Below are 10,069 nucleotides of genomic sequence, written 5' to 3' on the forward strand. Positions count from 1 at the left end.
TTTTTCGCTCTCGTCACACGCGCCCCGCGCGTTCTGGAGAGAGAGATCTTCTAGAGAAGAAGAGGAACCGCCGCACCCATGCGGCCACCCTGGCCGCATGGGTGCGGCCAGGGTGGCCGCATCAGTGCGGCCAGGGGTAGCCGCATGGGTGCGGCCACCCTCGGTGGCGGCTTCCGCTGCCTTCTTCGCGGCGCGGGCTTCAGCCTTGGCCTGCCGGTCGGCCTTCCGCTTTGCCGCTCGCTCTGCCGCTCGCTCGTCCCAGATTTCGTGGTCCAGCAGCCGGTACAAGGATGGGATGTTCCGCTTCGGGTTGCTCGGGTCCTTGCGCCGCTCGACCTCCAGCAGCCCCAGGCCTTCCAGGCCGGCCGTCGCCCGGTCCACTGTGTCCACCGACTTCCCGATGCACTCCGCCAGCCGCGGCCGCGTCGGTACGTCTTCGTCGTCCTCCAGGCCGTCCGGCGTCTCCCGGCTGTCCTGGTCCGCGAACGACGCCAGCGCCGCGTACAGCGCCTTCCATGTCGTCGGCACCGACCCGTCACGCGACAGGCCGCGATCGAACTTCACCCAGTCCAGACCCTCCGACCGCACCACACGCGGTGCCGGGCCCTGGCCATGTGGTGCTGGGGTGGTCTTGCGTCGTACGCTCAAGGGAGCGCACCTCCTCATAGCTGGTGAGAGTGCTTCTCCGCCCGGGTTCGTGGCCCGGGGGGACCTGCGGGCCCCGCCATGTTGGCGGGGCCCGTTGTGTTTTATGCCATGAACCGCCTGTCGATTTCTTATCTGGCAGGCGGATAGTTTCTGTTCCGTGCTTTGGCCCAATTCCCCTCCCCGCCGTGCAGACCGAAAGCTGTCTGAGGTGGAGAGGGAAATCATTTGCGGTTAGCACTTTTCGAGAATTTCCCGATAAGGGTTTCTCTGCACGCTCTCACCGGACTTTCAGCCGATGATGTCGAGCGTGATTCGGTGATGCAGCGGGGCGGTTGTCACGGTCACGTACAGCGTTTCTCCCTCCGGGGTTCGGGTGATATTCACAACCCGAAATCCGGGGCTCCCTTCCTGCATTCCGAGGGCCTCGGATGCCGCAGGGTCCATGGGCTCAGCTGTGATCCGGGCTTCGGTGCGGTCCACGTTCCACCCGAGCCAGTCAGCCACACGGGTACCGTGCGGCGGCCGGATCGGAGGCGCGCCGACCGGGGCAAGCATCGGCGGGACACCGTCGTACCCCTCCGCCCGTGCCGAGGCCACGGCGTACGTCAGCACGGTGACCTTGTGCTGCACCGGGATACCGCCGACTCGGCGGACGCGGTGGCGCTCCACCACGTCCGCCCCCTCGGCGAACCCCCAGTCAGCCAGGGCGGCCGACGCGGTCAGTTGGCGGACCAGGTAGGTCTCTTCCGTGGCCTCGCCCCCGGAGCCGTTGGGCCGCCACGCCTCGGCGGCCGTGAGGTCCGGCGGGGCGTACGTGCCCAGGTGGGCATCAGCGGACGGACCAGCGGCGACAGTTGTTCCGCTGCCGGCGGCGGTGCGGGTCAGACCCAGGGCGGACAGGACGGCGTACGCAGCGGAGGCCGTCTGCTGGCTCACTCCGTACTGGTCGGCCAGGTCTCGCACGCTGGGAAGACGGGCGCCGTAGGCGTGCTCGCCCGCCGCGATTCCCTTCCTTAGGTCCGCCACGATGGCACTGGCGTTCATGTGTCGCTCCTCCCGATCTGATGCGTCATTACAGGCTATCGGTGTCAAGGAGTACTCCCCCGGAGTCGGATGCGTCAAGTTACTTCCAAACCATCTTGACAGTTGTGGGGTGGATCTCTAACGTCATGTCACGTCAGCTGGTGCGGCCCCCGGTTGGAGCCGGGGGCCGCCTGTGCCGGGCGCATTGGAGTGCGCGCGACACGGCCCGACGTTGGAGCGTCGGACTGGCTGTCGGACCCATCCATTTGGCAGTGGAGAGAAGGAACCGACGTGTCGATTGTGGCTGAGCGGGTGGCCCGCGTGTTATGGGCTGGGCTGTTGGACGAGGTGGAGCGGCAGGAGCGGGAGGACAACGCGCGGGGCCCGGAGCCGGAGCAGCGCACGGTGCTGACCCGCACGGTGTTGCCGGTGGGTCCTGGGTGGGAGGCGCCGGAGCAGCTGCTGCCGTCGCTCCCGTCGCGGCAGTCGCTGCCGGATGGGTTCGCGTCGGCCAGCTCGGTGCTGGCCGAGCTGGGGAGTGACGAGCTGCAGGTGCGGGGCCTGATGATCGCGGCGATCACCCGGTGGGGGTGGACGCGGTGAACACCCTCACCAAGCTCAGGTCCAAGAAGAAGTCGGCTCCGGTGGCGCAGCCGGCGGCCGTTGAGCCCGAGGGAATCGTCGTCCTCTCCGTGCCGGACGTCGAGGTGGAGGAGGCGGCGGCTGACGCCCCGTCCGACACGTCCGAGGCCCGGAAGCGGAAGAGGAGGCGCACGGCGCAGAAGGCGGCCGAGGTGGACGGCGCTGAGAGCGCCTCCGGTTGGGCGGCGCGTGTGCCCGATCCGCGTCTGCGGTGGGCAGTCTTCAACGCCACCGCCGCCGGGACCGGCCACCTCGCGATCTGGTCGCTGACCGGTGACCCGATGGCCGGGGCCCACTACATGGCCCGCATGTCCATCTCGGTCCCGGAGCTGTCCGCCACCGCCATCACGATCGGTGCCGCGGTGGCCGGATGGAGGGGCGCCGCTCTGGTGCAGCTTCACCGCCTGCCCGGGATCTACGGGCTGGCCGCCCGCCCAGCCGCCGCGATCGGTGCCGCGCTGTGGGGGCAGGGGACCGCCCCTGTCGTCCGCGACGCGATGTCCGCGATCGAGCCGTGGGGCACGCTCCTGGCCCCGCTCCTGGCCGTCGCCCCGCTGGGCGCCGCCTGCTGGTGGGGTCTGGACCGCAATGCCGCCCAGACCACGCCGCCGGTCCGCTGGGCCGCCCGTATCCCCCTCGCCACCGTCACGATCTCGTCTCTCCTCTACGCCCCTGGAGTGCTGCTGTGAACCCTGAGACCACCACCACTGTTGTCATCGCTGCCGGGCCGATCCTCGGATCGGTCGGGATGTCCGGCCTGACTTTCACCACCGGTCTGGCGATGCTCGCGGGGCTGCGCGGCAGCGACCGGGTCAGCCTGGACCGTGACAAGGCCGGCGGGCTCGGTATTGCGCTTGGCACCTTTGCCGGGGCTGCGGGCGACCTGTGGGCGAGCGTTACGACCGGCGTTGCCGAGGTCCCCACCTCGCTCATCCAGGGCACGGTGGGCGGCAACATCGGCCTCGGGGGCGTCGCCCTCGGCACCACGGCCTGGATTTTCCTTTTCAAGTGGAAGCGGATGGTCTGGCCTTCCCTCCTTGGGATCTCCGCCGGGGTCATCTACGGGCAGGCCGGGGGGATCTGGGCGATCGGCCACAACCTCGTGATCAGGCTCGCGTCCGTTGTGGGGGCGATGTGAGCACCGTCGAGGAGGTACGCGGGATCACCCGGGGCGGCGGCGCCACGATTACCGCCCTGATCTCCGGATCGATGGTTCTCGCGGGCAAGCTCTGCGGGTGCGCCGGACACGTGCTCACGTGGGCGTGGGACCAGGCCAGCACCGACACCGAGGCCACCGCCGCCGCCCAAGCCAAGGCAGACAAAGCGGCCAAGCACAAGGCCGACAAGGCCAAGGCCAAGAAGACCGACGCCGACGCCGACGCCGACGTTGCGTCCGGCGACGACGGCCAGGACCAGGACCAGGGCGAGGTGACGGCGCCTCCGGTGAAGCCGGTGCGCCGCCCCGCCCTCGAATCGGTCGGGATGCTGGCCCTGGCCGGGATGCTCGCGGCCGGGGCGGCCGGGACCGTGGGCGCTCTCGTCGCCCCGTACATGGGGCTGCTGGCCCCGTGGCGCCCGGTGATCATCTCGGTCGGGGGAGTCGGGTGGATGGTCGCGGCCTGGATGCTCGCCCCTCCCCCGGAGCCCACCGTCGACGACGCCGACGAGGACCAGGAGCACGAGGACCAGGAGGACGGGGCCGACGCGGCCGACACGGCCGCGGACCGTGGTACGGCGTTGCTGTGGCACGTGCTGCGGGCCCTGGCCGACGCGGAGTCAGCAGGGCGCGCCGGGCTGCATCTCGACGTCGTCCTCGACTCCGCGACCGAGGCCGGACTGGTCCCCGAGGACACCGAGCAGGCCGTGTTCCGGGCGTGGGTGGAGTCCTGCGGGCTCCCCACCGCCGACAAGTTGGGCATGCGGATCGGGGGCAAGCCCGTCACCCGCGTCGGGCTGCGCGTGGACGCGGCCACCGAGGCTCTGGGGATGGCCCCTCTGGCACTGGTCCGGGCCCGTTCCGAGACCCCCGCCGGGGGAGCTGCCAGCAGCCCCGCTCAGCCGGTCGGGGAGACCCCCGCCAGCACCCCCGACCAGACCCCCGCCGAGGCCCCTGTCGAGGTGCCCGTACCGGCCGCTCTGCGGCTCATCCCCGGGGGCCGACTGGACCCCGATCAGACCCCTTCCCCGGACCTCTCCCAGGAGAAGGTCCAGGAAGCCCGATAGACCGCCCTATCACCGCTGTGACCTGCGGTTCTATCACCCGCCCTAACACCCCCTGACGGGCCTTCTAACGCCCCTCCCTGACACCGAAACCGCCGGATCCCGGAAGGGGTTCAGACCGCCTGACGACTGCCCGATCCGCCCGAGTGAGACGGGCGGTGAGGGGAGCCGGACAGCCCGGACCACCACACCCGAGGAGACCCACATGTCATCTAGCCGCCACTTCTTCCGCAGCCAGCCCACCGAGCAGACCCGCGCGGAGATCAAGGCCGACATCAAGGCGAGCCGCGGCGCCCAGCGCGACGCCGCAGCCACCGGACAGCACCGCCTTGCCGAGACGATGCGCCAGGCCGCCGACGAGTGCCTCGACGAGTTCACCGACCTTGACGCCGGCACCTGGACCCCGAAGCACGCCTGACGGCTGCCCGATCCGCCCGGCCGTGCCGGGCGGTGAGGGGAGCCGGTCAGACACACGGCCCCACAAAAAATGCGGGACGACCGTCATCCGCCAAGACACCGGTCGCCCCGCTCCATCCCGAGACACGAGACGGAGCCACATCATGGCACTTCGCAAGACGATGCCGATCACTGCCGAGAAGTCGGACCCGAAGTACGCGACGACGTACCAGCCCAGCCGCGGCGGCCACTTCCCCACGCCGCCGAAGCCCGTTCCCGGCACGCCGAAGGACCCGAAGAACGGCGGCCGGTCATGAGCGCGGTCCAGCGGGCGGTGCGCCTGCTCAGCGTTCTGCGCCACCTGTACCAGTGCGACCGGTGCCAGGCATGGACCGAGTCGCCCGTCTGCCTGGTCTGCCCGCCTAAGTAGCGCCCACCCGCCCCGGATCCGCGTCCTGCGGAGGCCGTGACGACGCCGGATCGAATCCGGCCCGGGGCACTTCCCCATCCCCAGCCCTACGCATGGAGGCACTCGTGACCTACCCGCCCGCGCTCGACGACGACCCGCTGATGACCGTTCCGACCCGACCGGCTCCCGCTCCGGACGCGTGGGCCGGTGCTCCGGCCGCTCTGGCGGCGGGGGAGACTGCCCGGATGCAGGAGCTGATGACGATCACGATGGACAAGGGGGCCGTTTCGGCGGCGGGCCCGGACGTTGCGACGGGGGTCGTTGCCGTTTCGGTGGACGCCCCGGCGGCTTCGGCGGACAGCGCTGACGTTGCAGCGGACGATGCTGCGGGGGAGGCGGGGGAGCGGCCGGCGGGGCGGCATCGCGGGCTGATGATCCCGCTCGCGGTCGTCGCGGTCGTCTCGGGTCTGGCCGCTGCGACGATCGGTTTCGCTCTGTCGTACGGGGCGCTGAGGAGTGCGGCTGTCGGCTGGGGTTTCGGCGCGGGCTGGCAGAGCTACGCGTTTCCGATCGGTGTCGATGGGCTGATCATCGCCCTCTACACGGTGGACCTGGTGTTGGCGTGGAAGCGGATGCCGCGGCCGTGGCTGCGGGTCGCGGCGCACGGCATCACCGCCGTGACGATCGTCCTCAACATGGCGGCCGCCGCCGGATCTGCGCCGGGCTCGCCGGGGCTGACGGACGCTCTGGGGGAGCACCCGGCGCGTGTGCTCGCCCACGCGGGCATGCCGATCGCGTATGTCCTGCTGACTGAGGCGGCGCGCTGGGCGATCGTGCGGACCGCCCAGCTGGAGGCCGGCGCCCACACCGAGGACCGGCTGACCCTGGCCGACTGGGCGCTGCGCCCGCCGACCACGTGGAAGACCTTCAAGCACGCCAAGACGTGGCCGTCCACCTACTCCGAGGCCCGGACCCACGTCCGTGACCTGGCCGTCTACCAGATCTGGCTGAAGCACCGCGAGGAGATCGAGGCGGGCCTGGCCGAGGACCGGGTGGGCGTTCTGGACCGGATGCCGGGGCTCCTGGCCCCCTACGGCGTCAGCGTGGAAGAGGCGCGCGCCCTCCCGGCCCTGATGCAGGAGAGGGAGCGGCAGCGCAAGGAGGACCAGGAGCGGGCCGAGCAGGACCGCGAGGACCGCAAGGAGCGGGAGCGCCAGGAGCAGGAGCGCCAGCAGGAGCGGCAGGCGCGGGAGGACGAGCGGGAGCGGCAGCGGCAGGCGCGGGAGGATCAGCACGCGGAGCGCCTGGCGGTGCTGGAGACCGAGGCGGAAGAGACCCGGCTGGCGGGCGAGCTGGCGGTGCTGCGGGCCCGGACCACCGGCGCGACCCGGGCCGCTGAGGCCGAGGCCGCAGGGACGAGCGCGACCGCCGAACTGACCGCGCAGACGGCACTCGCGGCGGTGCGGCGGGCGGCGACGGAGGAGCAGCGCCTGGCCGAGCTGGAGGAGGCCGCTGAAGAGACCGCGCGGATCGTCGAAGCGAAGAGCCGGACGGTTGCAGCTGAGGCCGCGATCGTTGAAAGCGAGCGGAAGGCCGTTGAAGAGGCCGCCCGGCTGGCGAAGGCGCGGGCTGCGGAGGGGCGCGGCAAGGCCGAGGAGGAGGAAGGGAAGGCGCGGGCGGAGAAGGCGCGGGCGGAGAAGGCCAAGCACCGCCGCACGGCCGCCGAAGACACGGAGCTGGCCGCCGAAATCGAGCTGCGGGCCGCCGAAATGGCGGAGCTGGCCGCTGAAAAGCGGGCGCGGGCGGCGCACGCCGAGGCGCTGGCCGACCTGTCCACCGTGCAGATCAAGACTCGCGTCGTCGCACGGCTGCTGCTGACCAACCCGCACGCGGACGGCGCCACCATCGCTGCCACACTCGGCGGGGCGTCCGCCTCCACCGCCAGTGGCTACAAGAAGGCCGCCCAGGAGCTCATCGACCGGGGCTACCCGGGCTTCGACCCCGAGTTGACCGCCGCGTCTGCGGCTGGCGGGGACGCCGCGGTATTGATCCCCGGTCAGACGGAGATCACCGTCTGACCGTTCGACGGACGGGAGGCCCGGGGCGCACCAATCGCCCCGGGCCTCCCGTCTGTTCTACCCCAGGATCTACGCCGTGGTGCGGGCCGCGATCCACTCCCGCAGTGGCCGCCCATCGGCGGTGAGAGTCTGCACCAGGAGGTCCGCCGCATGCTCCGGGGTGACCCCGGCCTCCTGCGCCTCGGCGGTGAGCCATGCGCTGAGCCGGGCGACGTGCTCCGCGCTCAGGGACCACGGTTCGTCCCCAGCCGGGGCGGCGCCGTCATCGCCGCTCATTCCCAAATTTGGGAATTTCTCCTGGCCGGGAATGACGACGCCCGTGATCGGTTCGCCGGTGCCGCACCCGTCCCGCCCGCCCTTGGCGGGCTTGGCGGACCGGATCTGCCGAGGCGTGAAAAGCGCCTCCAGCTCGGGTGGCTGGTCGCCTGCCGTCAGGTAGCGGGAGAGGTTGGACACCACCGGGGCGGTCACCCGGCGCCCGGCGGTCTCGCCGTGGCGGCGCAGCTCGGCGTACCACTGGGCGACTGTCCCGGCGCCCTGGACACCTGCGGCGTCGAGCAGGGCGCGGATGTGGGAGTCGGGGGCCGGCCGCTCGCAGGCGTCGGAGATCTCCTTGGCCAGCCGCCACTCGCCGATCTCGCGGTAGGCGCTCGACTCGCTGAGACCGTCCCACTCGTGGTCTAGGTACTGCTGGCGGGTGCGCTGCCCGTCCTCGCCCCGGTAGAGACAGCGTCGGAAAGCGGCCTCCAGCGCCTTGCCCCGCATCCACTGGGCGGTGAGGTGGTTGTCCCGGGCGGCGTGGATCCGCTCCAGGTCCCGCTGTTCCCGTGCGTCCAGTGGTCCGGTGCGGTCGAGGTCGGTTGGTTCGGGGATCAGGTCCGGGACGATGGCGCGGGCGCGGTCCCGCCGGCCGACGGCGGTCATGCGCCCTGCCTCGGTCCGGGGAGGTGGCCCAACCGCGTCAGCTCGGTGACCAGAGCGTCGTAGGGCGCTTTGCGCTCCGGCTTGTCGCAGGGGAAGCCCACCGCCGACGCGATGCCCTCCCGCCGGGGGATGCGGGTGGACAGGACGCTCCAGCGCGGCTCGGTGCCGTCCGCGCCGCCGTCCGTCAGCAGCTCGGCGTACTTCTTCGGGCTCGTGGCTCCGGCCTGGCAGCGGTTCAGCAGCACGACCGTGGCGGGCGGTTTCCCGCTCTCCCGCAGCGCACCGGACCGCCTGATCACCTTGGCGAGCGGGGTGCCCCGTTCCGGCCGGGTCAGCCGGTCGTAGTCCGTGCTCGTGGGGGAGACCGTCACGATCGCGAGGTCCGCGACCTCCAGGATGCTGTCGACGATGTCCGGGTGGTTCTCCGCGTGCCCGGCGTCGACCACATTGATGCGGTCGTGGTCCATGCCCGGATAGACGGTCTCCGCGAAGGCGGGGGTGTCCGCCTCGTGCACCAGGCCCGGGAAGTCGTCGACGTCCCGGGCCCACGCCGCCAGTTGCAAGGACTCGTCGGCGTCGTAGCAGGTGACGGGATGACCGGCGCGCGCCAGGGCATAGGCCAGGAGTCCCGTGTTCGTTGTGCCGCCCATCGTTCTGGGCTTCAGGCTGGCAATCAGCATGTGCGCCACCCTACGGGCGTGCGACCAGACGGCCGGGACCACTCACAGGTGATACAGGTCCTGGTACAAAGTCTTTTTCTGGTGCGGTTTCGGAATGGTAATTCCGGGGCCGCTTCCGTGTTTTCGGGTGGTGGTTTTGCGGGGTTCCAGAATTTAGACGGTGGGTCATTTTTTGATGGGTGGTGAATTCGGTGGTGGTGTTTTGTGGCGACCGATGGATTTCGGGTCAGTGTCTGATTGTGTGTCAGGTGATGGTTGTTCAGTGCTTGTGCGGGGTTCGGGTGGTGGGGCCGGCCTCTGGTCCGGGGGAGGGCCGGGCAGTGCCCTGGAGCGTCCGGAGTGGGCATCATCCCAGTTCAGTGGCGTGTTGGGTGTCTCCGGGGCGTGGTCTTCGAGGGTGCGCAGGGAGCGCGGAGAGGGCACCGGAAGGGGCGAGCGCGGGGTGAGTGCCCTCGATCTCCCCGGGGTGGTGGGGAAAAGTCCGGGATCCTACACAGGCACGGGGGTGATGCACCTTCACCACCCCTGAGAAGCCACAGGGTTGCCCTTCAGGCGCTCCCGGGGTTGTCTTGGTACTCCTCGGCCAGGGTTCAGTCTCAGGCGCTCAGGCGGGCGTCCAGGGGACATGGGGCGGATCCGCCAAAGGTACATGCTGCATCAGAGGTGATGCAGGCTCAGTCCAGAGTCCAGCCACCCTCCAAAACGAAGCACTCTCCGTCACCGGGGCAAGCCCCGGCCAACCCTCCACCTAACCAGCCGTCCGGCGGAGCCGGACCGGTCCGGGAGCGCAGCGGACGGACTATCAGGCCGTGAAACGGCCCCACACCCCTTGCGCAGCAAGGGGTGTGGAAGGGGTGGAGCGCAGCGGAGCCCCGACCCCTAGCCTGCTGGAACGCAGTGGAAGCAGGCGCCCCGGGCGCAGCCCGGGGCGGGAGGCGCAACGCGCCGACCCTCACACTCCGTCACCGCCCCGCGAAGCGGGGCGGCTTGCCCTGCTACGCGCGCAGCGCGTAGGTACCCGCTCCGCGGGGCGGTGACGGAGTGTGAGG

Annotated in this window: 10 protein-coding genes and 1 pseudogene; 7 read left to right on the forward strand and 4 right to left on the reverse strand. The window is 70.8% G+C overall.

Going from position 1 to position 10,069, the window contains the following annotated elements; genetic code table 11:
* Positions 1–648, reverse strand: a pseudogene (locus ACZ7IB_RS47410) (hypothetical protein); the annotation flags it as partial.
* 288 nt (positions 649–936) lie between these two features.
* Positions 937–1,692 carry a GntR family transcriptional regulator gene (locus tag ACZ7IB_RS47415; protein WP_470921448.1) on the reverse strand — a complete coding sequence of 252 codons (756 nt, stop codon included), beginning with the start codon at positions 1,690–1,692 and terminating at the stop codon, positions 937–939.
* A 270-nt stretch (positions 1,693–1,962) separates the two neighbouring features.
* Here ACZ7IB_RS47415 and ACZ7IB_RS47420 point away from each other — a divergent pair, with 270 nt between their 5' ends.
* The 7 genes from ACZ7IB_RS47420 to ACZ7IB_RS47450 all read left to right on the forward strand — a co-directional run bounded on the left by ACZ7IB_RS47420 (position 1,963) and on the right by ACZ7IB_RS47450 (position 7,416).
* The gene (locus tag ACZ7IB_RS47420; RefSeq protein ID WP_470921450.1) at positions 1,963–2,274 is read left to right on the forward strand and encodes a hypothetical protein; all 312 of its coding nucleotides are present in this window, start codon (positions 1,963–1,965) and stop codon (positions 2,272–2,274) included.
* Positions 2,271–3,002, forward strand: coding sequence for a hypothetical protein (locus tag ACZ7IB_RS47425; protein ID WP_470921451.1), 732 nt, complete (start codon positions 2,271–2,273; stop codon positions 3,000–3,002). Before ACZ7IB_RS47420 ends, ACZ7IB_RS47425 begins: the two co-directional genes overlap by 4 nt.
* On the forward strand, positions 2,999–3,451 hold the full coding sequence (locus ACZ7IB_RS47430) for a hypothetical protein (protein WP_470921453.1): 453 nt from the start codon (positions 2,999–3,001) through the stop codon (positions 3,449–3,451). Before ACZ7IB_RS47425 ends, ACZ7IB_RS47430 begins: the two co-directional genes overlap by 4 nt.
* Positions 3,448–4,536: a hypothetical protein gene (locus tag ACZ7IB_RS47435; protein WP_470921455.1), complete on the forward strand. Its 1,089-nt coding sequence runs from the start codon at positions 3,448–3,450 to the stop codon at positions 4,534–4,536. Before ACZ7IB_RS47430 ends, ACZ7IB_RS47435 begins: the two co-directional genes overlap by 4 nt.
* 202 nt (positions 4,537–4,738) lie before the next feature.
* A complete protein-coding gene (locus tag ACZ7IB_RS47440; protein WP_470921457.1) occupies positions 4,739–4,951 on the forward strand; it encodes a hypothetical protein in 213 nt (70 codons plus the stop codon).
* Between the two features lie 142 nt (positions 4,952–5,093).
* Positions 5,094–5,246, forward strand: a complete 153-nt coding sequence (locus tag ACZ7IB_RS47445; protein ID WP_470921459.1) for a hypothetical protein — start codon at positions 5,094–5,096, stop codon at positions 5,244–5,246.
* Positions 5,247–5,463: 217 nt separating this feature from the next.
* On the forward strand, positions 5,464–7,416 hold the full coding sequence (locus tag ACZ7IB_RS47450; protein WP_470921461.1) for a DUF2637 domain-containing protein: 1,953 nt from the start codon (positions 5,464–5,466) through the stop codon (positions 7,414–7,416).
* A gap of 69 nt (positions 7,417–7,485) precedes the next feature.
* On the opposite strand, the gene ACZ7IB_RS47455 is transcribed toward ACZ7IB_RS47450, so the two are convergent.
* Complete coding sequence (locus tag ACZ7IB_RS47455; RefSeq protein WP_470921462.1) at positions 7,486–8,340, reverse strand: hypothetical protein; 855 nt, start codon at positions 8,338–8,340, stop codon at positions 7,486–7,488.
* Positions 8,337–9,020, reverse strand: a complete 684-nt coding sequence (locus ACZ7IB_RS47460; RefSeq protein ID WP_470921464.1) for a ParA family protein — start codon at positions 9,018–9,020, stop codon at positions 8,337–8,339. The genes ACZ7IB_RS47455 and ACZ7IB_RS47460 overlap by 4 nt, the downstream gene beginning before the upstream one ends.
* Positions 9,021–10,069 lie beyond the last annotated feature (1,049 nt).

Source organism: Streptomyces sp. NPDC037301, assembly GCF_055602785.1.

What these genes read in the sequence shown, in the direction of transcription:
- ACZ7IB_RS47455 (WP_470921462.1), bottom strand. Translation starts at nt 8,340, where the DNA reads ATGACCGCCGTCGGCCGGCGGGACCGCGCCCGCGCCATCGTCCCGGAC.
- ACZ7IB_RS47415 (WP_470921448.1), bottom strand. Translation starts at nt 1,692, where the DNA reads ATGAACGCCAGTGCCATCGTGGCGGACCTAAGGAAGGGAATCGCGGCG.
- ACZ7IB_RS47445 (WP_470921459.1), top strand. Translation starts at nt 5,094, where the DNA reads ATGGCACTTCGCAAGACGATGCCGATCACTGCCGAGAAGTCGGACCCG.
- ACZ7IB_RS47460 (WP_470921464.1), bottom strand. Translation starts at nt 9,020, where the DNA reads ATGCTGATTGCCAGCCTGAAGCCCAGAACGATGGGCGGCACAACGAAC.
- ACZ7IB_RS47440 (WP_470921457.1), top strand. Translation starts at nt 4,739, where the DNA reads ATGTCATCTAGCCGCCACTTCTTCCGCAGCCAGCCCACCGAGCAGACC.